The 25,018-nt window shown below is 68.6% G+C and carries 25 protein-coding genes; 17 read left to right on the top strand and 8 right to left on the bottom strand.

The window, feature by feature from the left end:
* Positions 1-105 precede the first annotated feature (105 nt).
* On the top strand, positions 106-1,017 hold the full coding sequence (locus tag ACMV_RS11990) for a LysR family transcriptional regulator (protein WP_007421694.1): 912 nt from the start codon (positions 106-108) through the stop codon (positions 1,015-1,017).
* 20 nt (positions 1,018-1,037) lie between these two features.
* Here the strand turns inward: ACMV_RS11990 and ACMV_RS11985 are convergent, their stop codons facing one another.
* Positions 1,038-1,688, bottom strand: a complete 651-nt coding sequence (locus tag ACMV_RS11985) for an ATP-dependent Clp protease proteolytic subunit (RefSeq protein ID WP_012039847.1) — start codon at positions 1,686-1,688, stop codon at positions 1,038-1,040.
* Between the two features lie 229 nt (positions 1,689-1,917).
* Here ACMV_RS11985 and ACMV_RS11980 point away from each other — a divergent pair, with 229 nt between their 5' ends.
* From ACMV_RS11980 to leuB, 11 genes are all read left to right on the top strand, one after another.
* A complete protein-coding gene (locus tag ACMV_RS11980; RefSeq protein WP_007421696.1) occupies positions 1,918-3,060 on the top strand; it encodes a Re/Si-specific NAD(P)(+) transhydrogenase subunit alpha in 1,143 nt (380 codons plus the stop codon).
* 10 nt (positions 3,061-3,070) lie between these two features.
* On the top strand, positions 3,071-3,466 hold the full coding sequence (locus tag ACMV_RS11975) for an NAD(P) transhydrogenase subunit alpha (protein ID WP_007421697.1): 396 nt from the start codon (positions 3,071-3,073) through the stop codon (positions 3,464-3,466).
* 13 nt (positions 3,467-3,479) lie between these two features.
* Positions 3,480-4,898, top strand: a complete 1,419-nt coding sequence (locus tag ACMV_RS11970; protein WP_007421698.1) for an NAD(P)(+) transhydrogenase (Re/Si-specific) subunit beta — start codon at positions 3,480-3,482, stop codon at positions 4,896-4,898.
* Positions 4,899-5,066: 168 nt separating this feature from the next.
* Positions 5,067-6,440 (top strand): signal recognition particle protein, encoded by a 1,374-nt coding sequence (gene ffh / locus ACMV_RS11965; RefSeq protein WP_012039846.1) that lies wholly within the window; start codon positions 5,067-5,069, stop codon positions 6,438-6,440.
* A gap of 155 nt (positions 6,441-6,595) precedes the next feature.
* Positions 6,596-6,940: a 30S ribosomal protein S16 gene (gene rpsP, locus ACMV_RS11960; protein WP_007421700.1), complete on the top strand. Its 345-nt coding sequence runs from the start codon at positions 6,596-6,598 to the stop codon at positions 6,938-6,940.
* A 15-nt stretch (positions 6,941-6,955) separates the two neighbouring features.
* Complete coding sequence (gene rimM, locus ACMV_RS11955; protein WP_012039845.1) at positions 6,956-7,465, top strand: ribosome maturation factor RimM; 510 nt, start codon at positions 6,956-6,958, stop codon at positions 7,463-7,465.
* Positions 7,462-8,166, top strand: a complete 705-nt coding sequence (gene trmD, locus ACMV_RS11950; protein WP_007421702.1) for a tRNA (guanosine(37)-N1)-methyltransferase TrmD — start codon at positions 7,462-7,464, stop codon at positions 8,164-8,166. Before rimM ends, trmD begins: the two co-directional genes overlap by 4 nt.
* A gap of 27 nt (positions 8,167-8,193) precedes the next feature.
* The gene (rplS, locus tag ACMV_RS11945) at positions 8,194-8,568 is read left to right on the top strand and encodes a 50S ribosomal protein L19 (RefSeq protein WP_012039844.1); all 375 of its coding nucleotides are present in this window, start codon (positions 8,194-8,196) and stop codon (positions 8,566-8,568) included.
* Positions 8,569-8,793: 225 nt separating this feature from the next.
* On the top strand, positions 8,794-10,194 hold the full coding sequence (gene leuC / locus ACMV_RS11940; RefSeq protein ID WP_013640568.1) for a 3-isopropylmalate dehydratase large subunit: 1,401 nt from the start codon (positions 8,794-8,796) through the stop codon (positions 10,192-10,194).
* Positions 10,194-10,814, top strand: coding sequence for a 3-isopropylmalate dehydratase small subunit (gene leuD, locus ACMV_RS11935; RefSeq protein ID WP_035186728.1), 621 nt, complete (start codon positions 10,194-10,196; stop codon positions 10,812-10,814). The genes leuC and leuD overlap by 1 nt, the downstream gene beginning before the upstream one ends.
* Before the next feature lie 53 nt (positions 10,815-10,867).
* A complete protein-coding gene (gene leuB, locus ACMV_RS11930; protein ID WP_013640567.1) occupies positions 10,868-11,980 on the top strand; it encodes a 3-isopropylmalate dehydrogenase in 1,113 nt (370 codons plus the stop codon).
* A 75-nt stretch (positions 11,981-12,055) separates the two neighbouring features.
* Here leuB and ACMV_RS11925 read toward each other — a convergent pair whose 3' ends face one another.
* The gene (locus ACMV_RS11925; protein WP_013640566.1) at positions 12,056-14,767 is read right to left on the bottom strand and encodes a glycosyltransferase; all 2,712 of its coding nucleotides are present in this window, start codon (positions 14,765-14,767) and stop codon (positions 12,056-12,058) included.
* Here ACMV_RS11925 and ACMV_RS20860 point away from each other — a divergent pair.
* The 3 genes from ACMV_RS20860 (at position 14,766) to ACMV_RS11915 (ending at position 18,085) form a co-directional block, all read left to right on the top strand.
* Complete coding sequence (locus ACMV_RS20860; protein ID WP_138919191.1) at positions 14,766-14,966, top strand: hypothetical protein; 201 nt, start codon at positions 14,766-14,768, stop codon at positions 14,964-14,966. The two genes, ACMV_RS11925 and ACMV_RS20860, sit on opposite strands and share 2 nt — an antisense overlap.
* 8 nt (positions 14,967-14,974) lie before the next feature.
* Positions 14,975-16,267 carry a hemolysin family protein gene (locus ACMV_RS11920; RefSeq protein ID WP_012039839.1) on the top strand — a complete coding sequence of 431 codons (1,293 nt, stop codon included), beginning with the start codon at positions 14,975-14,977 and terminating at the stop codon, positions 16,265-16,267.
* Between the two features lie 147 nt (positions 16,268-16,414).
* Positions 16,415-18,085 (top strand): methyl-accepting chemotaxis protein, encoded by a 1,671-nt coding sequence (locus ACMV_RS11915; RefSeq protein WP_013640565.1) that lies wholly within the window; start codon positions 16,415-16,417, stop codon positions 18,083-18,085.
* A 51-nt stretch (positions 18,086-18,136) separates the two neighbouring features.
* Here ACMV_RS11915 and argB read toward each other — a convergent pair whose 3' ends face one another.
* From argB to rpmH, 6 genes are all read right to left on the bottom strand, one after another.
* Positions 18,137-19,036: an acetylglutamate kinase gene (gene argB, locus ACMV_RS11910; RefSeq protein WP_013640564.1), complete on the bottom strand. Its 900-nt coding sequence runs from the start codon at positions 19,034-19,036 to the stop codon at positions 18,137-18,139.
* Between the two features lie 159 nt (positions 19,037-19,195).
* Positions 19,196-19,825: a ribosome biogenesis GTP-binding protein YihA/YsxC gene (gene yihA, locus ACMV_RS11905; protein WP_007423594.1), complete on the bottom strand. Its 630-nt coding sequence runs from the start codon at positions 19,823-19,825 to the stop codon at positions 19,196-19,198.
* A gap of 10 nt (positions 19,826-19,835) precedes the next feature.
* A complete protein-coding gene (yidC, locus tag ACMV_RS11900; protein ID WP_012039836.1) occupies positions 19,836-21,641 on the bottom strand; it encodes a membrane protein insertase YidC in 1,806 nt (601 codons plus the stop codon).
* Complete coding sequence (yidD, locus tag ACMV_RS11895) at positions 21,634-21,888, bottom strand: membrane protein insertion efficiency factor YidD (RefSeq protein ID WP_007423334.1); 255 nt, start codon at positions 21,886-21,888, stop codon at positions 21,634-21,636. Before yidD ends, yidC begins: the two co-directional genes overlap by 8 nt.
* The gene (gene rnpA, locus ACMV_RS11890) at positions 21,885-22,247 is read right to left on the bottom strand and encodes a ribonuclease P protein component (protein ID WP_007423335.1); all 363 of its coding nucleotides are present in this window, start codon (positions 22,245-22,247) and stop codon (positions 21,885-21,887) included. The genes yidD and rnpA overlap by 4 nt, the downstream gene beginning before the upstream one ends.
* A 67-nt stretch (positions 22,248-22,314) precedes the next feature.
* Positions 22,315-22,449: a 50S ribosomal protein L34 gene (gene rpmH, locus ACMV_RS11885; protein ID WP_007423336.1), complete on the bottom strand. Its 135-nt coding sequence runs from the start codon at positions 22,447-22,449 to the stop codon at positions 22,315-22,317.
* A gap of 220 nt (positions 22,450-22,669) precedes the next feature.
* Here rpmH and ACMV_RS11880 point away from each other — a divergent pair, with 220 nt between their 5' ends.
* The gene (locus ACMV_RS11880) at positions 22,670-23,596 is read left to right on the top strand and encodes a patatin-like phospholipase family protein (RefSeq protein WP_231844400.1); all 927 of its coding nucleotides are present in this window, start codon (positions 22,670-22,672) and stop codon (positions 23,594-23,596) included.
* Between the two features lie 5 nt (positions 23,597-23,601).
* Complete coding sequence (locus tag ACMV_RS11875; RefSeq protein WP_013640563.1) at positions 23,602-24,999, top strand: sensor histidine kinase; 1,398 nt, start codon at positions 23,602-23,604, stop codon at positions 24,997-24,999.
* Positions 25,000-25,018: the final 19 nt, after the last annotated feature.

The following is a 25,018-nucleotide window of genomic DNA, read 5'->3' as shown; positions in this document are numbered from 1 at the left end:
GGATCGCTCTATGCCATAGTTTTGCGTGCGTATGAAAATTTAGCGGGCACGGGCTTCTGGGCGAACGTCGTTCGGACGAGGCTGCCCTGACGAGGCCGGTTCAGGATGACCCTCGATCAGTTGCGGATCTTCATCGCGGTCGCCGAACGCGAGCATGTGACACGGGCCGCCGAGGCGCTGGGGCTCACCCAGTCCGCCGCCTCGGGGGCGGTGGCGGCACTGGAGCGTGAATTCGGCACCAGGCTGTTCCACCGGGTCGGCCGCGGCATCGCGCTGACCGAGGCGGGCCGCGTGTTCTTCACCGAGGCGCGGGCGATCCTGAACCGGACGGAGCAGGCGGCGCTGACGATGCGCGAGATCGCCGGCCTCGCGCGCGGGCGGCTGGCGATCAAGGCCAGCCAGACCATCGCCAACCACTTCCTGCCGCTGCGCCTCGTCGCCTTCCGGCAGGCCTATCCGGGCATCGGGCTCGCGGTCTCGATCGGCAATTCGGCCGAGGTGGCGCGCGCGATCCTGGAAGGGGATGTCGAGCTCGGCTTCGTCGAGGGGCCGGGCGATACGCTGATCCAGCCGCGGCTCGCCGCCGAGCCGATCGCGCAGGACCGGCTGGTCATGGTGGTCGCCCCCGGTCATCCCTGGGCGAAGCGGCGCGCGCTGCGGCCGGCGGAGCTCGCCTCCGGCAGCTGGGTGCTGCGCGAGGACGGGTCGGGGACGCGGGCGGTGCTCTTCGAGGCGCTGGCCGGGCTCGGGATCGACCATGCGGCGGTCGATGTGGCGATCGAGCTGCCGGCGAACAATTCGGTGCTGACGGCGGTGAGCGGCGGCGCCGGGGCGACGATCCTCTCCGAGCTGGTCTGCGCCGATGCGCTGGCCGCGGGCAAGGTGGTGGAGGTGCCGGTGAAGCTGCCGCGGCGGACCTATTTCGCGGTCCAGCACCAGGACCGCACGCGCACCAGGGCCGCGGCGGCGCTGCTCGCCCTGCTGCGCGAGTCCCCGCCGGAGGACGGCCACGGCTGACGCCGCGGCCGCCGGGGGGATCAGGCGGCGTCCAGATCCTTCATGGTCTGCACGACGCGGCTGACCATGCCGTAGGCGATCGCCTCCTCCGCGCCCATCCAGTAGTTGCGGTCGGTATCCTTCTCGACGCGGGCGTAGTCCTGCCCGGTCTCGCGGGCGATGATGCGGTTGATCCGCTCGCGCATCTTGATGATCTCGCGGGCCTCGATGTCGATATCGGTCGCCGGGCCGCGCACGCCGCCCATCGGCTGGTGCAGCAGGAAGCGCGTGTTGGGCAGGCAGAAGCGGCGGTCCTTGTGGCCGGCGAGGTAGATCAGCGCGCCGGCGCTGGCGACCCAGCCGGTGCCGATCATCCGCACCGGCGCGGTGGCGTCGACGAAGCGGATCACGTCATGGATCGTGTCGCCGCTCTCGACATGGCCGCCCGGCGAGTTGACGAACACGTCGATCGGCTCGTCGCTCGCGCCGGCGAGGGCGAGGAGCTGGCCGGTGACGGCGCGGGCGATGCGGTCGTGGATCTCGCCGAAGATCAGCACCTTGCGCTGCTTGAACAGACGGTTTTCGAGTTCGGGCCCGACCTTGCCGGCCTTGGCGGCCTCGGGCGCCTCCTTCTCGGGGGCGTCCTCGTCATCGGCGCGGGGGGCGAGCCTGTTGCTCATGTCGCTTGTCATGCCTACTCCTCAGAACCAGTCGCACTATTGTGGGGTATGCGGGTCCCCCTGTCGAGACGATCGGGCGCGCATGGGTGCCGTCTTGACAGCGCGGCCCGCGCATGGTGCGAGATTGCGGGACCGTTATCACATCTGTGGCATAATTGCTGCTTTGAATGGTGCGGTGCGACACAATATTTCGGACGCCGGGGCGCACGATCGTTGCGCGGTGTTGAACGAAGGGATGGATATGATGCGTCTTGCGGTGTTGAAAGAGCGTCTGCCGGGCGAGACCCGCGTCGCCGCGGTGCCGGATTCGATCAAGAAGCTGAAGGCCCTCGGGCTCGACGTGGTGATCGAGGCGGGGGCCGGCGAGCGGGCCTCGGTCTCCGACGCGGCGCTGCGCGAGGCCGGCGCGGAGATCGCGCCGGATGCGGCCTCGGCACTGAAGGGGGCCGGCATCGTGTTCACGGTGCAGCCGCCCGGGGACGAGATTCTGGCGCAGATCGAGCGCGGCGCGCTGCTGGTCGGCACGCTCGGCGCGATGGGGAACCAGGAGCGGGTGCAGGCCTATGCCAAGGCCGGGATCGACGCCTGCTCGATGGAGCTGCTGCCGCGCATCACCCGCGCGCAGTCGATGGACGTGCTGTCGAGCCAGGCGAATCTCGCCGGCTATCGCGCCGTGATCGAGGCGGCGGAGGCGTTTCCGCGCGGCTTCGCGATGATGATGACGGCGGCCGGCACCGTGCCGCCGGCGCGCGTGTTCGTGGTCGGCGCCGGGGTTGCCGGGCTGCAGGCGATCGCCACCGCCCGCCGGCTCGGCGCCATCGTCTCGGCGACCGACGTGCGGCCGGCGGCGAAGGAGGAGATCAAGTCGCTCGGCGCGACCTTCGTCGGCGTCGAGGACGAGGAGAGCAAGGCGCAGACCGGCGCCTACGCGAAGGAGATGAGTGCGGAGTTCCGCGCCAAGCAGGCGGCGCTGATCGCCGAGACGGTGGCGAAGAACGACATCGTCATCTGCACCGCGCTGGTGATGGGGCGCAAGGCGCCGACCATCGTCACCGCCGACGCGGTGGCGAAGATGCGGATGGGTAGCGTGATCGTCGATATCGCGGCGGATGCCGGCGGCAACTGCGAGGCGACGGTGCCGGGCGAGCGGATCGTGACGGAGAACGGCGTGATCGTGCTCGGGCACAGGAACTGGCCGTCGCGCATCGGCGTCGCCGCCAGCACGCTCTATGCGCGCAACCTCTCGACCTTCCTCACCGGGTTCTGGGACAAGGAGGCCGGGCGGCCGAAACTGCCCGCCGACGACGATATCGTGAAGGGCGTCCTGCTCACGCGGGATGGCGCCGTCGTTCATCCGAACTTCCAGCCGCAAGCAGCTGCCTAGGAGCCACATCATGACCCCTGCACAACTCGCGGACCAGGCCGACGCGCTCGCGCACAAGGCCACCGTGCTGGCGCAGAACGCCGCCGGCTTCGCCGCCCAGGCGGCGGCGCACGCGCCGCACGGCGCCCCGCTGATCGACCTGTTCGCCATTTTCGTGATGGCGGTGTTCGTCGGCTATTACGTGATCTGGAGCGTCACCCCGGCGCTGCACTCGCCGCTGCTGGCGGTGACCAACGCCATCTCGTCGGTGATCATCGTCGGCGCGATGCTCGCGACAGGGCTGAAGGGCGGCTATGCCGCGCATGCCTTCGGCTTCATCGCGGTGCTGCTGGCCAGCGTGAACATCGTGGGCGGCTTCCTCGTGACCCAGCGCATGCTGGCCATGTTCAAGAAAAAAGCGAAGTAAGGGCGGCGCGACAATGAATTACGCATCCGATCCGGGGATCACGCTCGCCTATCTGGTGGCGGCCGTCCTGTTCATCCTGGCCCTGCGCGGGCTTTCGCATCCCGAGACCGCGCGGCGCGGCAACCTGCTCGGCATGGCCGGCATGGCGATCGCCGCGCTGGCGACGCTGGCGCATCCGGCGATGCTGCTCTCGGGCGTGGGGCTCATCGTGCTCGGCGTCGTCATCGGCGGCGCGATCGGCGCGGTGGTGGCGCGGCGGGTCAACATGACCGCGCTGCCGCAGCTCGTCGCCGCGTTCCACTCGCTGGTGGGGCTTGCCGCGGTGTTCGTCGCCGCCTCGGCGCTGAACGCGCCGCAGAGCTTCGGCATCGGCACGCCGGGGCACCTGCATCTCGAAAGCCTCATCGAGATGTCGCTCGGCCTGTCGATCGGCGCCATCACCTTCACCGGCGCGGTCATCGCCTTCGCCAAGCTGCAGGCGCTGATGAGCGGCGCGCCGATCAACTTCCCCGGCCAGCACAAGCTCAATCTCGGCCTCGGCATCCTGCTCGTGGTGCTGATCATCGCCTTCGTCGCCTCGGGCGGCTCGCAGGTGCTGTTCTGGATCATCGCGGCCCTCGCGCTCGCGCTTGGCGTGCTGCTGATCATCCCGATCGGCGGTGCGGACATGCCGGTGGTGATCTCGATGCTGAACTCCTATTCCGGCTGGGCGGCGGCGGGCATCGGCTTCACCATCAGCAACATCGCGCTGATCGTGACCGGCGCGCTGGTCGGCTCGTCGGGTGCGATTCTCTCCTACATCATGTGCAAGGGGATGAACCGCTCGATCCTCAACGTGCTGCTCGGCGGCTTCGGCACCGATGCCGCCGCCGCGGCCGGCCCCGCGGGGGCCGCCGGCGACAAGGCGGTGAAGATCGGCTCGGCCGAGGATGCGAGCTTCATCATGAGCAACGCCTCGAAGGTGATCATCGTGCCGGGCTACGGCATGGCGGTGGCCCAGGCGCAGCACGCGGTGCGCGAGATGTCCGACCTGCTGAAGGAGGCGGGCGTCGAGGTGAAATACGCGATCCATCCGGTCGCCGGCCGCATGCCGGGGCACATGAACGTGCTGCTCGCCGAGGCGCAGGTGCCGTATGACGAGGTGTTCGAACTCGAGGAGATCAACAACGAGTTCTCGACCGCCGACGTGGTCTACGTGATCGGCGCGAACGACGTGACCAACCCGGCGGCGAAGACCAATTCGTCGAGCCCGATCTACGGCATGCCGATCCTCGAGGTCGACAAGGCGAAGACGGTGCTGTTCGTCAAGCGCTCGATGGCCTCGGGCTATGCCGGCGTGGAGAACGAGCTGTTCTTCCGCGACAACACGATGATGCTGTTCGGCGACGCGAAGAAGATGACCGAGGAGATCGTGCAGTCGCTCGGCAAGTAAGCCGGGCGAACGCGGGACGATCCGGCGGCGGGGCCACTGGCTCCGCCGCTTTCGTTTGGGGACGCGCTTGCCAGCGGCGGCAAATTCGGCCATAGGCGGAGCGGAATAGAGCCGTCGCGCTGCGAGTTTCGCACCGCGGCGCGTTTTTCGTTGATGGAGCGGGTTGCGATGTTTGACGCCCTGTCGGGCAAGCTCGGGGATGTTTTCGACCGGTTGCGCCGGCGCGGCGCGCTGTCCGAAAGCGATGTGATCGAGGCGATGCGGGATATCCGCCTCGCGCTGCTCGAAGCCGACGTCGCTTTGCCGGTGGTGCGGGATTTCATCGCCAAGGTGCGGTTGCAGGCGGTGGGCGCGGAGGTGCTGCGGGCGGTCTCGCCGGGGCAGCAGGTCGTCAAGATCGTCAACGACGCGCTGGTCGACGCCCTCGGCGGCGAGGGGGCGGTGCCGCTCAACCTCAACGCGGCATCACCCATTCCGTTCCTGATGGTCGGGTTGCAGGGCTCGGGCAAGACCACGACCTCGGGCAAGATCGCGCTCCTGCTCAAGGAGAAGCAGCGCAAGAAGGTGCTGCTGGCGAGCCTCGATACCCAGCGTCCGGCCGCACAGCTCCAGCTCGCGCAGCTGGCCGAGCGCGCCGGGGTGGCGAGCCTGCCGATCGTGCCGGGGGAGACGCCGGTGCAGATCGCGCGGCGGGCGATGGAGACCGGGCGGCGCGAGGTGTTCGACGTCGTCATCCTCGACACCGCCGGACGGCTCGCGATCGACCAGGCGCTGATGGACGAGGTCAAGGCGATCCGCGACGTGACCGCGCCGGCGGAGACGCTGCTGGTGGTCGACGCGATGACCGGCCAGGACGCGCTCGCCACGGCGACGGCGTTCAACGAGGCGGTGAGCATCACCGGCATCGTCATGACGCGGCTCGATGGCGACGCGCGGGGCGGCGCCGCGCTGTCGATGCGGGCGGTGACGGGCGCGCCGATCAAGCTGATGGGCATGGGCGAGAAGCTCGATGCGCTGGAGCCGTTCCATCCCGAGCGCATCGCCGGGCGCATCCTCGGCATGGGCGACATTGTCAGCCTGGTCGAGAAGGCGGCGGAAAACGTCGACCAGCAGAAGGCCGAACAGCTCGCCAAGAAGATGGCGCGCGGCAAGTTCGACCTCGAGGATTATGCCGAGCAGCTCAAGCAGATCACCAAGATGGGCTCGCTGTCGGGCATCATGGGCATGCTGCCCGGCGTGGGGAAGATCAAGCAGCAGCTCGCCGAGGCGGATCTCGACACCTCGATCCTGAAGCGGCAGGCGGCGATCATCTCCTCGATGACCAAGGCCGAGCGGGCCAATCCGGACATCATGAAGGCGAGCCGGAAGAAGCGCGTGGCGGCGGGTTCGGGCACCTCGGTGCAGGAGGTCAACCGGCTGCTCAAGCAGTTCGAGCAGATGAAGGACATGATGAAGCGGGCGCAGAAGCTGGGCCAGAAGGGCCTCGCGCGCGGCGGGTTGGCCGCGCTGCTGCCGCAGGGAGGCGGGCGCCGCCCGTTCTGAGACCCGGGCTTGCGCCCGTTTCGAGACCACGGGTTTTTGCTCGTTTTGAGACCGCGGGTTTCGGCCCGGACTGAAAAACGACGGGCTTCGGCCCGTTCTGAAACCACGGCGGCCGGGCTGGCCGCCATCGAGACTACTGACCAGGAGACAATGGAATGTCGTTGAAGATCAGACTGGCCCGCGCGGGTGCGAAGAAGCGGCCGTTCTACCACATCGTCGTCGCCGACTCGCGCAGCCCGCGCGATGGCAAGTTCATCGAGCGGATCGGCACCTACAACCCGATGCTGCCGGCCGATCACGAGGATCGCATCCGCCTCGTGACCGATCGCGTGACGCACTGGCTGAGCCAGGGCGCGCAGGCGACCGACCGCGTCGCCCGTTTCATCGGCAAGGCCGGCCTCGCGCCGATGCCGGCGTTCCGCGAGCAGCCCGTGCAGTCCGCGCCGAAGAAGAAGGCGCAGGAGCGCGCCGCCGAGCGCGCCAAGGCCGCCGAGGCCTGATTTCGCGGCTGAGCGATGGATGATCGCCTGATCCTGATGGGCGTGATCGGCCGGCCCCACGGTGTGCGCGGGGCCGTGCATGTCACCACCTATTCGCCGGACCCGGAGGGGCTGGCCGAGCTGCCGTTGCGCGACGAGCGCGGCCGGCGGGTCGGGCTGGCCTGGACCGGGGCGGGGATCGCGCGCGTCACCATCGGCGAGGGCGACGAGGCCGCCGCGATCGCCGACCGCGATGCGGCGGCGAAGCTGACCAATCTTCGGCTCTATGTGCGCCGGGCCGACCTGCCGCCGCCCGAGGACGAGGACGAATTCTACTTCGCCGACCTCATCGGGCTGCACGCGGTGGGGCCGGATGGGGCGGCACTCGGCACGATCCGCGCGGTGCATGATTTCGGCGCCGGCGCGAGCATCGAACTCTCCGACGGCTCGCTGCTGCCCTTCACCCGCGCGGTGGTGCCGGAGATCGACCTGCCGGGCGGCCGCGCCGTGGTGGTGCGGCCGGTCGAGGTGGAGATGCGGGAATGAGCTTCCGCGCCACGATCATCACCCTGTTCCCCGAGATGTTTCCGGGGCCGCTCGGCCAGTCGCTGGCCGGACGCGCGCTGGAGACGGGCATCTGGGCGCTGGACTGCGTGAACCTGCGCGATTTCGGCCTCGGCCGGCATCGCGCGGTGGACGACACGCCGTTCGGCGGCGGCGCGGGCATGGTGCTGCGGCCGGACGTGCTGGATGCCGCGATCGGCCAGGCGCGGGACGGGCGACCGTTGATCGCGCTGACGCCGCGCGGCGCGCCGCTGACCCAGGCGCGCATCCGCCGGCTCGCCGAAGGGCCGGGTGCCGTGCTGCTCTGCGGCCGGTTCGAGGGGTTCGACCAGCGCGCCCTCGACGCCAACGAGGCGGAGGAGATCAGCCTTGGCGATTTCGTGCTCTCGGGCGGCGAGATCGCGGCGCTCGCGCTGCTCGATGCCACCATCCGCCTGCTGCCGGGCGTGATGGGGGCGGCGGAGAGCGCCGAGGAGGAAAGCTTCTCGGACGGCACGCTGCTCGAATATCCGCATTATACCCGCCCGGCCGTGTGGCAGGGGCGGGCGGTGCCGGAGGCGCTGCTCTCCGGCCATCATGCCGCCATCGCCGCCTGGCGCCGCGCCGAGGCCGAGGCCGTGACAAGGCGGCGCAGACCAGATCTATGGGCCCGGCACATTGCCAGCCAGCCGGCTCTTCCGTAAATGAACTCCCCCGAAAGGATGCCAGACATGAACGTGATCCAGACCATCGACGCCGAGCAGATCGGCAAGCTCGCGGAAGCCCGCGCCGTGCCGGACTTCAAGCCGGGCGACAATCTCCGCGTTTCGGTCCGGGTGACCGAGGGCGAGCGCACCCGCATCCAGGCGTTCGAGGGCGTGTGCATCGCGCGGTCGAATCGCGGCATCAACTCGAACTTCACCGTACGGAAGATTTCGTATGGCGAGGGCGTGGAGCGCGTGTTTCCGCTCTATTCGCCGAATGTGACCGAGATCGCCGTCACCCGCCGGGGCGTGGTGCGCCGGGCGAAGCTGTATTACCTGCGCGGCCGCCGCGGCAAGTCCGCCCGCATCGCCGAGGCCGCGCGCGAGACCAACGCCGACTGACGCGCCGGGGGAGCGCCGGGGGGCCACGCGCCCCCTGCCATCCCCGCCGGGCGGCGCGCCGCCCGCGCAGCACGGTTTCAGCCGGAGGGGCATCACGCGGGCGCTTGCGCGTCTGCCGCCCGATGCCGCTCTGACCGAAACCTTGAAGGTGTCCGGAGCGTGATGCTCATGTCGGGCGCGGGTGATTCCCGCCCGGTCCGGCACCTTGAGCCGGAGGACGCACGCATGGCTTCGACATTGTTCGACAAGATCTGGGCGGCGCATGTCGTCGATCGCATGCCGGACGGCACCGCGGTTCTCTATATCGACCGGCATCTCGTCCATGAGGTGACCAGCCCGCAGGCCTTCGAGGGGCTGCGGATGGCCGGGCGCAAGGTGCGGCGGGTGGATGCGACCATCGCGGTCGCCGACCATAACGTGCCGACCGAGGACCGCGCCGCCGGCATCGCCGAGCCGGAGAGCGCGCTGCAGGTCGCGACCCTCGAACAGAATGTCGCCGCCTTTGGCGTGCCCTATATTCCGGTGACCGACGCGCGGCAGGGCATCGTTCACGTGATCGGGCCGGAGCAGGGGATCTCGCTGCCGGGGATGACGATCGTCTGCGGCGATTCCCACACCTCGACCCATGGCGCGATGGGCGCGCTGGCCTTCGGCATCGGCACCTCCGAGGTCGAGCACGTGCTGGCGACGCAGACGCTGTTGCAGAAGCCGGCGAAGAACATGCTGGTGCGGGTGGATGGCACGCTGCCGCCGGGCTGCTCGGCGAAGGACATCGTGCTGGCGATCATCGGCGAGATCGGCACCGCCGGCGGCACCGGGCATGTGATCGAATATGCCGGCGCGGCGATCCGCGCGCTCGACATGGCCGGGCGGATGACCGTCTGCAACATGTCGATCGAGGCGGGGGCGCGGGCCGGGCTGATCGCGCCGGACGAGACGACGTTCGAGTATGTGCGCGGCCGGCCCTACGCGCCGAAGGGCGAGGCGCTGGAGCGGGCGATCGACTACTGGAGGACGCTCGCCTCCGACGAGGGCGCGCAGTACGACCGGGTGGTGACGATCGATGCGTCCGCCCTGGTGCCGCAGGTGACCTGGGGGACCAGCCCGGAGACGGTGGTGCCGATCACCGGCCATGTGCCCGACCCCGCGGCCGAGCCGGATGCCGGCCGCCGGGCGCAGATGGAGCGGATGTTGCAGTATATGGACCTCGCACCGGGGCAGGCGCTGAAGGGCACGAAGATCGACGCGGTGTTCATCGGCTCCTGCACCAATTCGCGGATCGAGGATTTGCGGGTTGCCGCCGGGATCGTGCGGGGGAAGAAGGTCGCCGGCCATGTCCGCGCCATGGTGGTGCCGGGCTCGGGGCTGGTGAAGGCGCAGGCCGAAGCCGAGGGGCTCGCGCAGGTGTTTCTCGATGCCGGGTTCGAATGGCGCGAGGCGGGGTGTTCGATGTGCCTCGGCATGAACCCCGACAAGCTGAAGCCGGGCGAGCGATGCGCCAGCACCTCGAACCGGAATTTCGAGGGCCGGCAGGGGCCGGGCGGGCGCACGCATCTGGTGTCGCCGGCGATGGCGGCGGCCTCGGCAATTACCGGCGCGCTCGCCGATCCGCGGGAGATGGCATGATGGACAGGTTCGAACGGCTGGAGGCGGTCGCCGCCCCGCTCAGGATGGCGAATGTCGATACCGACAAGATCATCCCGGCGCGCTTCCTCAAGACGATCAAGCGCTCGGGGCTGGGCAAGCACGCCTTCGCCGGGCTGCGCTACAACGAGGATGGCAGCGAGAACCCGGATTTCGTGCTGAACCGCGAGCCCTACCGGCAGGCGCATATCCTCGTCGCCGGAGAGAATTTCGGCTGCGGCTCGTCGCGCGAGCACGCGCCCTGGGCGCTGCTGGATTTCGGCATCCGCTGCGTGATCGCGCCGAGCTTCGCCGACATCTTCTTCAACAACTGCTTCAAGAACGGCATCCTGCCGATCGTGCTGCCGCGCGAACAATGCGAGGCGCTGATGGAGGATGCGGAATCAGGGGCGAATGCGCGGATCATCGTCGATCTCGCGGCGCAGACCGTCTCGCGGCCGGATGGCGAGACCTACGGGTTCGAGATCGATCCGTTCCGCAAGCGCTGCCTGCTGGAGGGGCTCGACGATATCGGCCTGACGCTGGAGAAGGCGCCCTCGATCGACGCCTATGAGGCGAAGCTGGACGGCGCGGCCTGGCGGCCGCGGATCGAGACCGTCTGATCCGCCCGCCCCGCTCCACCACCGCCGAACGCGACCCCAAGGGAGAGACGACCATGATTGCGAACCGGAAACTGCTGCTCCTGCCGGGGGATGGCATCGGCCCCGAGGTGATGGCGGAAGCCCGCCGGGTGATCGACTGGCTGGCGCGCAGCGGCCGGGCGCGGTTCGAACTCGCCGAGGACCTCGTCGGCGGCGCCTCGATCGAGGCGACCGGCAAGCCGATCACCGAACCGGTGATCGAGCGCGCGCTGGAGGCGGATGCCGTGCTGTTCGGCGCGGTGGGCGGGCCGCAATGGGATTCGCAGCCTTTCGACAACCGGCCGGAAATCGCCATTCTCGAACTGCGCAAGCGCCTCGGCCTGTTCGCCAACCTGCGCCCCGCGCCGGTGTTCGACGCGCTGATCGACGCGAGCCCGCTCAAGCCCGAGATCGTGCGCGGGCTCGACATCATGATCGTCCGGGAATCGACGGGCGGCATCTATTTCGGCGAGCCGCGCGGGATCGAGACCCTGCCGGATGGCACGAAGCGCGGGATCAACACCGAGGTCTACACCACGCCGGAGATCGAGCGGGTGGCGCGCGTCGCCTTCGAGCTGGCGCGCAAGCGGCAGGGGCGGCTGACCAGCGTCGAGAAGGCGAACGTGATGGAATCAGGCCTGCTCTGGCGGCAGACCGTCACCGCCCTCGGCGCGGCGGAATATCCGGACGTGCAGCTCTCGCACATGTACGCCGACAATTGCGCGATGCAGCTGGCGAAGAATCCGCGCCAGTTCGACGTGATCGTGACCGGCAACCTGTTCGGCGACCTGCTCTCCGACCTGGCCTCGATGCTGACCGGCTCGCTCGGGATGCTGCCCTCGGCGACGCTCGGGGCGCCGGATGCGGCGGGGCGGCGCCATGCGCTCTACGAGCCGATCCACGGCTCGGCGCCGGACATCGCCGGCAAGGGCTTGGCCAATCCGCTGGCGCAGATCCTCAGCCTCGCGATGCTGCTGCGCTACTCCTTCGACATGCAGGAGGATGCGGCGGCGATCGAAGCCGCCGTCTCCAACGTGCTCGCGAGCGGCATGCGCACCGCGGATATCGAGCAGAAGGGCACGGCGCGGATCGGCACGCGGACGATGGGCGACGCGGTGCTGCGCGAGCTCGACAAGCTCGGCGGCTGATCCGGGCCGGAAAAGGATCGGGGCGGCAGGTTTGCGCCTGCCGCCCCGTTTTCGTTTCAGCCGGAGGAAGCGCGGTCAGTCGCCGGCCGCGGTGCGCGCGCTGATCGGCATCCGCGATTGCGGCAGCAGCGCCGGCGCCTTGATCCGCGTCCGCTTCGGCGCCTTCGCCGGCATCGACGCGATGATCGAGACCAGGACCGAGGCCAGATAGGGCAGCGACTGGGTGAACAGCACCGCGCACCAGAGCCGGCTTTCCGGCGTGGCCCAGTGATGCCCGAAGCCGACGCCGAGCAGCGCCGCCCAGGTGAGGGCAAGCAGGATCAGCTCCTCGCGCACCATTACCAGCCCCTGCACCAGGGCGGGCGCGTTTTCCATCTTCGGCGTGCGGATGAAGGGCAGCGAGTTGGTGAACAGGCCTTTCCACACCGCCTTGCCGATCGTGTGCGAGAGCGCGAGCCCGGCGACGGCCGCCCCCAGCCGGTCGCCCACGCCGCACGGCACCCGCGCCGCGTAAAGCGCGAAAATCTGCACGATCTTGAAGGCGAACAGGCCGATCGAGGGCAGCATGAACAGCAGGATCGGGAATTCGAACCGCACCGGATCGAGGATCAGACCGGCCGACCAGGCGAGGCCCAGCAGCAGGAAGGCGAGACCCAGCGCATCGCCGATCCAGGGCAGCCAGCCGGTGACGAAGTGCCAGCGCTGGCCGATCGTCAGCGTGCGGTCGAAGGGCGAGAGGAACGCCTTCCAGTGCCGGCGGGAAATCCGCATCGCGCCATAGGCCCAGCGGTAGCGCTGCTTGCGGAAGGCGTTGAAATCGTCCGGCATCACGCCGCGGCCGAAGCTCCGCTTGGAATAGACCGCCTCGTACCCCTCGCGGAACAGCCGCAGGCCGAGCTCGCTGTCCTCGGTGATGCACCATTCGGCCCAGCCGCCCTCGGCATCGAGGGCCGCCTTGCGGATCAGCGTCATCGTGCCGTGCTGGATGACCGCGTTGCGCTCGTTGCGGTTGACCATGCCGATATGGAAGAATCCGGCATATTCCCAGAACATCATCCGCTTGAAGAGCGAGCCGTCATTGTCGCGGTAGTCCTGCGGCGACTGGGTGAAGCCCACATTCGGGTCGGCGAAGGCGGGGACCATGCAGCGCAGCCAGTCGGGGTCGACGATATAGTCGGAGTCGAGCACGCCGACGATCTCGGCATCCGGCGCGGTCTCGCGCAGGGCGAAGTTCAGCGCGCCGGCCTTGTAGCCGGGATGCTTGCCGAGGGTGAAGAAGCGGAACTGCTTGCCGAGCCGCGCGCAATGCGCCGCCACCGGTTCCCATACCGCCGGGTCCTTGGTGTTGTTGTCGATCACCAGCACCTCGAAATTCTCGTAATCGAGGGCGGCGAGGGCGTTCAGCGTCTGCTTCACCATCTCGGGCGGTTCGTTGCAGATGGCGAGATGCAGCGAGACCTTGGGCAGTTTCGTGCCGGGGGCCGCGGGCACCGGCTCGAAATGGCGCATCCGCACCCGGCCGAACAGGGTTTCCACGAGGTCGAAACTGTCGGCGACGAGCAGGAAGAGCAGCAGCGCCTGGCCGGCGGCGAGCGCGGCCCAGACCGCGGCGGCGGACCAGGAGAGATAGGTCTCGCCCATCGTCATCAGCAGCGAGGCGAGGGCGGCGCCGAAACCCTGCACCAGGGCCGCGAACAGGATCTTGCCGGGCCAGCGGATGTCGGGCCTGACGCCGAGCATCAGCAGGGTGACGAGGAAGCCGAGCAGGCTGGAGCCGAGCGCCCAGGCGAGCCAGGCGCGGTTCTGCTGCACCGGGCCGGTGAGCGACCATTTGGCCTGGCGGTCGAGCGACCACATGCCCCAGTAGCCGGCGGCGCGGCCCTCGAAGCTGGTCTTCCAGGGCTGGTCGAACGCTTCCATCACGAAATAGTCGAGATGCTGCTTCTGCGCGATGTTGAAGAAATCGCGCAGGAAGCGGGCCTGCAGCACGCGCGAGGCGCGGGCGGCGCCGATATCGATGCCGTCCGACGGCCAGCCGATCTCGCCGATCACCACCTTCTTGCCGGGGAAGCGCTTCTCGACCTCATGCAGCCGCATCAGCGCATACTGCACGGCGTCCTTCTCGGGCACGCCCTCCCAGTAGGGCAGCAGATGCACGGTGATGAAGTCGACCGACTTCGCAAGCTTGGGGTGGTGCAGCCAGACATGCCAGGGCTCGGCGGTGGAGACCGGCACATGCACGCGCTTCTTCACGTATTCGATGTCGGCGGCGAGTTCGGGCACCGTGAGGTTGCGACGCAGGATCACCTCGTTGCCGACCATGACCGACTTCACGTCGGCATTGGCGTTGGCGACCTTGACCACCTTCTTCAGCTCGGCCTCGTTCGCCTTCGGATGCTGGTCGATCCAGGCGCCGAGCGTGACGTTCAGGTGGTAGGGGGCGGCGAGCGCCGGAATCTGGCCGAGATCGCCCTGGACGGTGTAGGTCCGGATGTCATGCGTGTGCTTCGCGACGAGTGCGAGGTCCGACCGGATCTGGGCGATTGAGGGGTAGATCCCGCTCTGCGGGCTTTCGCCGGCGTGAAAGGGCGAGAAGGCGAAGCCGCCGATTTCGCCGCGATAGGGCGGCAGGTTCGTCACGGGACGGTTCAGCGCGGCCCAGATGCCAAAGGTGGCGCCCGCAGCGCCAAGAGCTGCAAGCCATGTGCCCGGGTGACGCCAGCCCGCCCTGGTCTGGCGGGGGCTGACCCGGGGAGCGATCGGGCGGAGGCGCGCGAGATGCGTCATGAACCATCATCCGGTTGACCCGCGGAAAAAGTCCGCGTTGAACATCTCCCATGACGGTGCAGTGCGGCATCGCGTCGGCTGGATTATGGCTAAAGAGTGGCGTGTGGTTCATGTCCTGCGCATCCGCTATGCTGCTGGATCGGAGATCGTTACGCCGGTGAAGCTCGGTTTCGTTGTCCTGGGTTCATGTCAGAACTGAAGTAAGGTATGCACGTTGTTGTTCTGATACTGATTTTGACCTTGCTGATCCTGCTCAATGCCGGATTCGCCCTCGCCGAGATGGCGCTGGTGTCGTCCCGCAAGGCGGCGCTCGCGCTGTTCGCCCGAAAAGGCGTGCGTGGCGCCGAGCGCGCGCGCCTGCTGGCCGAGACGCCCGAGCGCTTCCTGCCCACGGTGCAGATCGGCATCACCGCGATCAGCGTCCTGACGGGCGTGGTGGGCGGGGCGCAACTCGCCCATTCGCTGGCGCCGGCGATCGCGCTGATCCGCCCGCTCGCCCCGCTCGCCGACACGATCGCGCTGGCGCTCACCGTCGTCGGCGTCACGCTGCTCACCCTCGTCTTCGGCGAACTCGTGCCGAAGCAGCTCGCCTTGCGCAATGCCGAGCGGATCGCCTGCCTCGTCGCCTGGCCGATCGACATGTTCGCCCGCGCCGCCTCGCCGCTGGTCTGGCTGCTCGGCTTCACCTCCGATCTGGTGCTGCGCCTGTTCGGCCCGGTCGATCCGCACCGCCGGGCGATCAGCGAGGAGGAGCTGAAGGCCATCCTCGCCGAGGGCACCGAATCCGGCATGCTCGAATACGAGGAGCGGGACATGATGGAGCGGGTCATGCGCCTCGCCGACAAGCCGATCCGCGCGATCATGACGCCGCGGCAGGACATCGCCTGGCTCGACCGCACCGCCCCGCGCGGCCAGGTGATCTCCTCGCTGAAGGCCGCGCCGCATTCCCGCTTCGTGGTCTGCGACCGCAGCATCGACAATGTGGTCGGCATCGTCCAGGCCAAGGACATCCTCGACCGGATGCTGGACGGCAAGGACATCTCGATCGCCACCGCGCTGCGCCAGCCGCTCGCCGTGCCGGACGCGATCTCCGCGCTCGATGCGCTGGAGCGCCTGAAATCCGACCCGCTCGGCGTCGCCTTCGTGCTCGACGAATATGGCAGCTTCGAGGGCATGGTGACGGTGGGCGACCTGCTCGAGGCGATCGTCGGCGATGTCGAGGAGGCGGGCTATGGCGAGGCCGGCGAACCCGCGCCCGACCGCTACGAGCTCGACGGTCTCGAACCGATCGACGAGGTGGCGCACAAGTTCGGGCTGGAGAACCTGCCCGCCCACGGCTCGTATCACACGCTGGGCGGCTTCCTGCTCGCCCTGCTCAAGCGGGTGCCGCGCCAGGGCGACGCGATCGCCTTCGGCGGCTGGCGCTTCGAGGTGCTGGCGATGAACGGCCGCCGGGTGGAACTCGTGCGCGTCAGCCGCGATCCCACGGCCGTGCCGTGAAATTAGGCTTTCATTAAGTCCCGCCTGCTATGCGGGGTCGGTGATCCACGCTGCTAGGCCCAGCCTGTCAAGGGGAGCCCGATCCATGAAACGCCATCCCGTCAGGATTGTCGTCCCGTCCGCCGGCCGGTCGCGGGGCCGGTGACGATGGTCTGGATACTGGCCGGCATCGTCCTGGCCGCGGCCGGCGCCATCGCCGCCATTCTGCTCGGCGTCCGCCGCCGCATCTCCACCCTCGCGCGGGATCTGAACGCCGTGGCGATCGCCGCGAGCGAGGCGCATCGCGACATGGTCGCGCAGAACGGGCTCGACCGGAACATCGATGGCCTGCGCGCCCGTCTCGCGGCCCTCGGCCCGGCGCGCATCGAGAACGACGAACTCTGGTTCGGCGCCTACCGCATCAATGGCGACGATCGTGTCGTCGACGAGATCAAGACGCAATACGGCGGCGCCGTGACCATCTTCATGCGCGACGTCCGGGTGGCCACGAATGTTCAGAAGCCTGACGGCACCCGCGCGGTCGGCACGAGGCTCGCCCCCGGCCCGATCCACGATGCCGTGCTCGGCATGGGCAAGACCTATCGCGGCGAGGCGGAAATCCTCGGCGAACCCTATTTCGCCATCTACGAGCCGGTCATCGCCAACCACGAGACGATCGCGATCATCTTCGTCGGCGTCAGGAAGCTGGACCTGCCGGAGGGGACGGTGACCGGCGATCCGCGCAGCATGGCCTGCATCCGCGCCGATCTCGATTCCCTGCGGAAGGTGCTCGCCGAGCAGGTCAGGACGGCCGGGGAAGCGATCGCCCTGCGGCAGCTCTCCGAGGATACGCGGCGCGCCCTCGATGCCGAGCGTGTCACGCGCGCCCACCAGCAGGCGCACGCGATCGCCGCCCTCGGCACCGGCCTCGAGCGCCTCGCCGGCGGCGACCTGCTGTTCCGGCTCGACGAGAAGCTGGCCGCGGAATACGAAAAGCTCCGCACCGACTTCAACGGCGCGATCCGCCAGCTTCACGACGCGATGGCGATGATCGCCCGCAACGCCGACGCGGTGCGTTCGGGCGCGCAGGAAATCACCGCGGCGTCGGACGATCTGGCCCGCCGCACCGAACAGCAGGCCGCGACGCTCGAACAGACGGCCGCGGCGCTGGAACAGATCACCGCCACCGTGCGGCGCACCGCCGCCGGCACCGGCGAGGCCCGGAAACTGGTCGGCGACGCGCGCTCCGAGACCGATCATTCGGGCGAGATCGTGCAGCGCGCGGTCGCGGCGATGAGCGCAATCGAGGCGTCATCCCGCCAGATCGGGCAGATCAGCGGGCTGATCGACGAAATTGCCTTCCAGACCAACCTCCTCGCCCTGAATGCCGGCGTCGAGGCGGCGCGCGCGGGCGAGGCCGGCCGCGGCTTCGCCGTCGTCGCCACCGAGGTCCGCGCCCTGGCCCAGCGCTCGGCCTCCGCCGCGCGCGAGATCCAGCAGCTGATCGCCACCTCGGATCGCGAGGTCGGCGCCGGCGTCGAACTCGTGGGCGAAACCGGCGCCGCGCTCGGGCGCATCGCCCGGCAGGTCTCGGCGCTCAACGGCCTGATCGTCGACATCGCGGCCTCGTCGGAAGAACAGTCGACCGGGCTCGCCGAGGTCAACACCGCCGTCAACCAGATGGATCAGGTGACCCAGCAAAACGCCGCCATGGTCGAGCAGACCACCGCGGCCAGCCACGGCATGTCGTCCGAAGCGGCGACCCTGGCGGAGTTGCTCAGCCGGTTCCGCATCGCCGCCGGCGCCAACGTGGTGCGGCTGCCCGCAAAGGTCGCCTGAACCGCGCGGGGTCCGCTCGCCGCCCGGCGGAAAGCCCGCCGGGTGCCGCCCTCACGCGTGGATCAGCGTGCCGATGCCGCCTTCGGTGAACAGTTCCAGCAGGCAGGCATGGGGCACGCGGCCATCGACGATCGTCGCCCCCTTCACGCCCTGCCGCACCGCCTCGATGCAGGTTTCGACCTTCGGAATCATCCCGCCGGAAATCGTCCCGTCGGCGCGCAGCGCCTCGACCTCGGCGATGCTGAGATCGGGAATGAGCTTGCCGTTGCGGTCGAGCACGCCGGCGACATCGGTCAGCATCAGCAGCCGGTTGGCGCCGAGCGCGCCGGCGATGGCGCCCGCCACCGTATCGGCGTTGATGTTGTAGGTCGCGCCATCCGCGCCGACGCCGACGGGGGCGACGACGGGGATGAGCCCGGCGCCGGTCAGCGCATGGATCACCCGGACATCGACATGCTCCGGCTCGCCGACGAAGCCGAGATCGAGCGCGCGCTCGATCGCGCCCTCGGGGTCGCGCGTCGTCCGCGTCAGCTTGCGCGCGCGGATCAGCCCGCCATCCTTGCCGCAGATGCCGACGGCCAGCGCGCCGGCCCGGTTGATCAGCCCGGCGACCATCTTGTTGACGGTGCCGGCGAGGACCATCTCGACCACTTCGACCATCGCCGCGTCGGTCACCCGCAGGCCATCGACGAAGGTGGACTGGATCGCCAGCCGCTTGAGCATCGCGTTGATCTGCGGCCCGCCGCCATGCACCACCACGGGATTGATGCCGACCTGCTTGAGCAGGGCGATGTCGCGCCCGAATTCCTCGGCGAGCGATTCCTCGCCCATCGCGTGGCCGCCATATTTCACCACGATCGTCGCCCCGGCATAGCGGCGCAGATAGGGCAGAGCGAGGGCGACGATGCGGGCCTGTTCGGCGGCGTCGGCGTGGCGGTCGGAAATCGTCATGACGGCAGGATCTTTCCTTGCTTTTCCGGCGGTCCAGAGCGTCACCCGACCGGATGGGGTCATCTGGTCGGATAAAGATGCTCTAATTTTCAATACGATAGAGCACTGCATCCGATCCGGCAGGATCGGAAAGTGCTCTATGGAACCGGGCGCGGGCGGTCAAGCCAGCAGGCCGTGGATCACCGCGCGCAGTTCGGCAATGCCGGCGCCGGTTTCGCCGGAGGTGACGAGCACCTCGTTCAGCGCCGCCGGATGCCGCCGGGCGATCGCCCCGATCGAGGCGAGCTTGCTGGCGAGGGCCTCGGGTTTCATCTTGTCGGCCTTGGTCAGCACGACCTGGAAGGACACCGCCGCCTGGTCGAGCAGCTCCATCACCGCGTGGTCGGCCGGCTTGTCCTCGATCCGCGCGTCCATCAGCAGCAGGACGCGGCGCAGGTTGGGCCGGCCGCGCAGATAGCGGAACATCAGGCCCTGCCAGTCCCGCTTCACCGCCTTGGGGGCGGCGGCGTAGCCATAGCCCGGCATGTCGACGATGGTCAGCGGCCCGTCGCCAATGCGGAAGAAGTTGAGCTGGCGGGTGCGCCCCGGCGCCTGGGCGACGCGGGCGAGCGCCACCTGGCCGGTGATCGCGTTGATCAGCGTCGACTTGCCGACATTCGAGCGGCCGGCGAGGGCGATCTCGATGCCTTCCGGCTCCGGCAGGCCCTCGGCGGTCTGCGCGGCATGGAAGAACCGCGCCCCGCGGGCGAAGAGTTTCCGCCCTTCCTCGATCGGGTCGGTCTCTTCCATGGCGCCGCGCTCAACCCTTGGCGTTGAGGTTGGCGGCGGCGCGCGGGGCGGCGTTGGTGCCGCGCATGATCGTCCATTGCTGCAGGATCGTGAGCGTGTTGTTCACGCAGTAATACAGCACCAGCCCCGCGGCGAAGCGGCCGAGCATGAAGGTGAAGATCACCGGCATGAACTGCATCATCTTCGCCTGGGTCGGGTCCGGCGGCGGCGGATTCAGCCGCTGCTGACCCCACATCGTGATGCCCATGATGATCGGCAGGATGCCGAGATGCAGGAAGGGCGACAGCGCGCTCGGGTGGAACGGCAGCAGGCCGAAGAGGTTGAAGATGTTGGTCGGGTCCTCGGCCGAGAGGTCATGGATCCATAGCACGAAGGGCGCGTGGCGCATGCCGATCGAGATGAAGATGACCTTGTAGAGCGAGAAGAAGATCGGGATCTGCGGCAGCATCGGCAGGCAGCCGGCGGCGGGGTTGACGCCCTCGGCCTTGTAGAGCGCCATGATCTCCTTCTGCTGCTGCATCTGGTCGTCCTTGTAGCGCTCGCGCAGCGCCTGGACCTTCGGGGTGATCGCGCGCATCCGCGCCATCGAGCGGTAGGAGGTGCGGACCAGCGGGAACAGCACCAGCTTCAGCCCGATGGTGAAGACGATGATCGCCACCCCCATGTTGCCGAACACGCCAGCGAGGTAGTCGAGCGCGATGAAGATCGGCTTGGTGAGGAAGAAGAACCAGCCGAAATCGATCGCGCGTTCGAACAGCGGGATGCGGTATTGCGTTTCGTAGTGGCTCAGGATGCTCAGCACCTTGGCGCCGGCGAAGACGTGGGTCGTGGTCGACGCGGTGGCGCCGGGGGCGGCATCGACGGGCTTCGCGGTCATGTAGTCGACCTGGTATCCGCCGTGCTCCGGCTGGCCGGGATCCGCGAGGTAGCGATAGGCGCCGATCACCTCGCGGCCCTGGCTCGGGATGAGCGCGGTCAGCCAGTATTTGCCGGTGATGCCGGCCCAGCCGCCGAGATTGGTCGTCTGATACGCGGTGCCGGGCGCATCGCCGGCGGCGGGATGCTTCCCGCCCGACTTCACGCCCTCATAGCCCATCTCGTGCAGCGTGCCGTGAAAGACGCCGATGGGCCCCTTGTGGAGGGTGAACGAGCCCGGCTCCTCCGGCAGGAAGTCGCGGCGGATGCGCGACCAGGGATAGACCTCGACCGCCGCCGCGCCGTGATTGATCACGCGCTGCTGGACCGTGAAGAGATACTGGCGGTCGACCGCAAGCTTGAGTTCGAAGGTCACGCCGGCGCCGTTGTTCCATGACAGCGTCACCGGGTGGGCGGGCGAGAGGTCCCCGCCGGAGCTGGTCCACACCGTATCGGGACCGGGCACCTTGAGGGAGCTGCCGGGTGCTGCATCCCAGCCGAACTGGACGTAATAGGATTTCGCCGTGCCGGCCTGCGAGAGCAGCTGCACGAGCGGCGACGTCTTCTTGACCGTCTGGTGATAGCGGGTGAGCACGAGGTCATCCAGCCGGGCGCCGACCAGGCTCATCGATCCGCGCAGCAGCGGGGTCGAGATCGCGAGGCGCGGGCCGGCGGGTATCTTCGCCGCGACGCCGCCCGGCGCGGCCGCGGGCGGCACCGCGCTGGGGGCCGGCACGCCCGGCGCGGGCTGGCCGGAGACCGGCTGTGTCTGCGCTGTCTGCGTGGCCGGGTGCGGCGGCGCCTTTTTCGGCGGCGGCAGCACGTAGCTCGCGATGACCTGGAACAGCACGAGGATCACCAGAGAGATCGAGATCGAGTAGAGAAGCCGTCGATTATCCATTCTGTTTCATCTCATCGTGGTGATGGGCCGGTGGGACGGGATCGACCCCGCCCGGATTCCAGGGATGGCAACGCAGGATGCGCCGTGCGGCGAGGGCGGAACCATGCAGCGCGCCATGAACCGCGAGCGCTTCCATCGCATAGGCGCTGCACGAAGGATAGAAGCGGCACTGCCCGCCGAGGACAGATGACAGCGTCAGCTGATAGGCCCGCACCCCGCCACGCAGCAACTTCGTCGCCGTGTTCATCGCGCGTCTGCCGCCGCAGGGGGAAAAGCCGCGTCGAGCACGGCGCGGAAATCCGCGCGGAGGCTTGAAAATTCGGCGGTTGCCGTGCCTTTGCGGGCGATCAGGACGATGTCCGCCCCGGAAACCGATCGGTGGCGCAATTCTTCGCGAGCGAGCGCACGAAGCCGGCGGCGTGCCCGGTTCCGGATGACCGCGTTGCCGACCTTCCGGCTCGCGGTCAGGCCGAGGCGGACGGGCGCGCCGGGCATTGTCAGCAGGATTTGTACGACGAAACCTTCGCGCGCCGCCTTCCGCCCATGGGCAGCGGCACGGAGGAAATCGGCACGCTGGGGCAGAGACTGGAAGGGCGCGGCGCGCATGATCGTGACTGGTTCCGGGCCCGGCCACGCAGCGCGATGTGCGGGCCCGGGCGAACGCGAAGGAACGTCAGGCGGAAAGACGCTTCCGGCCCTTCGCGCGACGGCTTGCCAGCACCTTGCGGCCGCCGACGGTCTCCATCCGCGAGCGGAAACCATGGCGGCGCTTGCGAACGAGCTTGGAGGGTTGGTAGGTGCGCTTCACGGTCTCTACTCCAATGACTGCCGTATGGCGGTGGTTGCGGGCAACCTGCCGCCGGTTGAATTCGGAAAACAGGCAGAGCGCCGCGTTCCGTCCGGAGCGGCTCCCTTCGGTCCGTCCTCTTAGGCATTGTCCTGCCCGACGTCAACAAAGACGGCTGAACCGCCGCGTGCCGGCGCGGTTCCGCTTGCCCAACCCATATGCGATTGTGCAGATTGCGATGATGACCTCACAGCAACCGTATCGTTGTCGCACTGCGCTGGCCCTGCAGGGCGGCGGCTCGCACGGCGCCTATGCCTGGGGTGTTCTCGATGCATTGCTGGCCGCCGGGGAGGTGTTCGACGCCGTCTGCGGTGTTTCCTCCGGCGCCATTCTGGGCACGATGGCCGTCCAGGGTTTCGTTCGCGGCGGGGCGGACGGCGCCCGGGCGGCGATGGCGCAGTTCTGGGACCGGGTGGTGGCGACCAACGTGCTGGCGCCGCTGACGTCGCATCTCGACCGCTGGCTACCCGGCTTCGAGGTCGGGCGCGAATTCGGCAGCAACCTTGCAATGCAGGGTATTGCGACGGTTCTCAGCATGTTTGGACACGCGTCGATCAACCCGCTGGGGCAGAATCCGCTGCGTCCCATCCTGACGGATTTGCTCGATCGTGCCGCCTTGGCCGATCCTTCGGCGCCGCGGCTGTTCATTGCGGCGACCGCCGTGGAGTCGGGGTTGTCACGCATATTCACGAATCAGGACATCACGGTCGACGCCCTTCTGGCTTCCGCCTGCCTGCCGACCCTGTTTCCGACGGTGCTGATCGATGGAATCGCTTACTGGGACGGGGCGTATTCGGGCAATCCGCCTCTCGGTCCGTTGCTGGCGCTCGATCCCGAGAGGCTGGTGCTGATTCGGGCGCAGAGCCGGCTTCGGGCCGGCGTGCCGAGCCAGCCGGCCGATATTCTCAACCGGGTGCAGGAACTCGCCTTCCAGACGGCGATCGACGCTGAATGCGCCCTGCTGCCGCCGACGCTGACCTTCATCGAATATCCGGCCGATCGTGCCCTGGCCGGCCTTTCGCCCGAATCGCGGGCCTATGCGGACCGTGCCTTTCTCGATCGCCTGTTCGAGGAAGGGCGCGCCGCTTTCCGCGCGAGGGCCGCCTGACCGCCATGAACAAAGTCTTCGGGCGATGGATCGGCCACAGCCTGTCGGCGCGGCTGCTCTGGCTGACCGTGATCGTGACGCTGCTTGTCGAGGTCATGATCCTGTTGCCGAGCCTCGGCCATGAACGCAGCGCCTGGCTGATGAACAGAGTGACCGAGGCCCATCTCGCGGCGCTGACGGTATCGACCGCGCCGCATGGGGTCGTCGATCTGTCGACTCGCAACGAATTGCTCCGTCTGTCCGGCACCGAGGCGATCCGGCTCGTGCAGGGCGGACGCAGCATCCTGGTGTTGCCGCCGCGGGGGACGGTGCGCGCCGAGGGCTCGATCAACCTCGCGCACGAAACCCTGTTTGGTTCCGTTCTCAGGGCTCTCGATGTGCAGTTCGGCCTTGCCCCGCGCGATGTGCTGGTCACCGCGCCAAGTCCGCTGCAGCCGAATGTCATCGTGCAGATCGTCGTCCACAACCCCGTTCTCGCAAGGCATCTGTGGCACTATGCGGACCATACCGCGGCCCTCTCTCTCGCCATCGCGCTGCTGACCGGACTGGTGGTCTATGTCGCGCTCAACCGGGTGCTCGTGCTGCCGATGCGCCGGCTGACGGAAAGCATCACCCGCTTCCGGGAAGATCCCGAGCACGCCGCGCCGCTTGCGATCCGGCCGGCGGATGAGTTCCGGGACGACGAGATCGCGGTTGCCGCGCGCGAACTCGCAAGCATGCAGACGGAGCTTCGTGCCGCGCTGTGGCGCAATGCCAGGCTGGCGGCACTCGGCACGGCGGTGGCCAAGATCAGCCACGATCTGCGCAACATATTATCGACGGCGCTGCTGGTCGCTGACCGGCTTTCCGGAAGTGCTGACCCCGCGATCCCCAGCGGCGCGACGACCCTGGTCGACGCGGTCGAACGCGCGACGGATCTCGTCACTCATACGCTCAGTTTCGCCCGGGAGGGCCCGCCGCCTCTGGTCAGAGCGGCCTGTCCCCTGGCGGAACTGGTCGCAGACGTCGCCGCGCAGACGCGCCTGCTGCACGAGCGCCTGACCATCGAAACGAACATTCCAGCCGAAATCATGCCGTCGCTGGACAGAACGCAGATGCAGCGCGCCTTGCTGAACCTGATGCGCAACGCTGCCGAGGCGGGGGCGGGCCGGCTCGTCATCAGCAGCGGCATCGATGCCGGCCAGGTCATCATCGACATCGTGGATGACGGACCTGGTCTGCCCGAGCGGGCGCAGGCCAATCTGTTCAGGCCCTTCACAGGGTCTGCCCGCAGCGGTGGAACGGGCCTGGGCCTCGCCATCGCCCGTGACCTGGTGCGCGCCCATGGAGGCGAGCTTACGCTCGTGGCGACGAGCAGCAGAGGAACGCATTTCAGGATATCGATCCCGCTCGACCCCGGCTGACCGGCCGTCACGCAGGGTG

This window comes from Acidiphilium multivorum AIU301 (assembly GCF_000202835.1).
In the GTDB taxonomy this organism is placed as follows: Bacteria; Pseudomonadota; Alphaproteobacteria; order Acetobacterales; family Acetobacteraceae; genus Acidiphilium; species Acidiphilium multivorum.
Note: the sequence above shows the minus strand (reverse complement) of the source record. Positions and strands in the feature narration are given on the sequence as shown.

Excerpts from the sequence above, each read along its gene's own strand:
- yidD (WP_007423334.1), bottom strand. The coding sequence starts at position 21,888 with ATGAACACGGCGACGAAGTTGCTGCGTGGCGGGGTGCGGGCCTATCAG.
- ACMV_RS11985 (WP_012039847.1), bottom strand. The coding sequence starts at position 1,688 with ATGACAAGCGACATGAGCAACAGGCTCGCCCCCCGCGCCGATGACGAG.
- rpsP (WP_007421700.1), top strand. The coding sequence starts at position 6,596 with ATGTCGTTGAAGATCAGACTGGCCCGCGCGGGTGCGAAGAAGCGGCCG.
- leuC (WP_013640568.1), top strand. The coding sequence starts at position 8,794 with ATGGCTTCGACATTGTTCGACAAGATCTGGGCGGCGCATGTCGTCGAT.
- ACMV_RS11880 (WP_231844400.1), top strand. The coding sequence starts at position 22,670 with ATGACCTCACAGCAACCGTATCGTTGTCGCACTGCGCTGGCCCTGCAG.
- ACMV_RS11980 (WP_007421696.1), top strand. The coding sequence starts at position 1,918 with ATGATGCGTCTTGCGGTGTTGAAAGAGCGTCTGCCGGGCGAGACCCGC.
- rplS (WP_012039844.1), top strand. The coding sequence starts at position 8,194 with ATGAACGTGATCCAGACCATCGACGCCGAGCAGATCGGCAAGCTCGCG.
- ACMV_RS11920 (WP_012039839.1), top strand. The coding sequence starts at position 14,975 with ATGCACGTTGTTGTTCTGATACTGATTTTGACCTTGCTGATCCTGCTC.
- rnpA (WP_007423335.1), bottom strand. The coding sequence starts at position 22,247 with ATGCGCGCCGCGCCCTTCCAGTCTCTGCCCCAGCGTGCCGATTTCCTC.
- leuD (WP_035186728.1), top strand. The coding sequence starts at position 10,194 with ATGGACAGGTTCGAACGGCTGGAGGCGGTCGCCGCCCCGCTCAGGATG.
- ACMV_RS11970 (WP_007421698.1), top strand. The coding sequence starts at position 3,480 with ATGAATTACGCATCCGATCCGGGGATCACGCTCGCCTATCTGGTGGCG.
- leuB (WP_013640567.1), top strand. The coding sequence starts at position 10,868 with ATGATTGCGAACCGGAAACTGCTGCTCCTGCCGGGGGATGGCATCGGC.
- ACMV_RS11975 (WP_007421697.1), top strand. The coding sequence starts at position 3,071 with ATGACCCCTGCACAACTCGCGGACCAGGCCGACGCGCTCGCGCACAAG.
- ACMV_RS11875 (WP_013640563.1), top strand. The coding sequence starts at position 23,602 with ATGAACAAAGTCTTCGGGCGATGGATCGGCCACAGCCTGTCGGCGCGG.
- yihA (WP_007423594.1), bottom strand. The coding sequence starts at position 19,825 with ATGGAAGAGACCGACCCGATCGAGGAAGGGCGGAAACTCTTCGCCCGC.
- ACMV_RS11925 (WP_013640566.1), bottom strand. The coding sequence starts at position 14,767 with ATGACGCATCTCGCGCGCCTCCGCCCGATCGCTCCCCGGGTCAGCCCC.
- rimM (WP_012039845.1), top strand. The coding sequence starts at position 6,956 with ATGGATGATCGCCTGATCCTGATGGGCGTGATCGGCCGGCCCCACGGT.
- ACMV_RS11990 (WP_007421694.1), top strand. The coding sequence starts at position 106 with ATGACCCTCGATCAGTTGCGGATCTTCATCGCGGTCGCCGAACGCGAG.
- ffh (WP_012039846.1), top strand. The coding sequence starts at position 5,067 with ATGTTTGACGCCCTGTCGGGCAAGCTCGGGGATGTTTTCGACCGGTTG.
- ACMV_RS11915 (WP_013640565.1), top strand. The coding sequence starts at position 16,415 with ATGGTCTGGATACTGGCCGGCATCGTCCTGGCCGCGGCCGGCGCCATC.
- yidC (WP_012039836.1), bottom strand. The coding sequence starts at position 21,641 with ATGGATAATCGACGGCTTCTCTACTCGATCTCGATCTCTCTGGTGATC.
- trmD (WP_007421702.1), top strand. The coding sequence starts at position 7,462 with ATGAGCTTCCGCGCCACGATCATCACCCTGTTCCCCGAGATGTTTCCG.
- ACMV_RS20860 (WP_138919191.1), top strand. The coding sequence starts at position 14,766 with ATGAACCATCATCCGGTTGACCCGCGGAAAAAGTCCGCGTTGAACATC.
- argB (WP_013640564.1), bottom strand. The coding sequence starts at position 19,036 with ATGACGATTTCCGACCGCCACGCCGACGCCGCCGAACAGGCCCGCATC.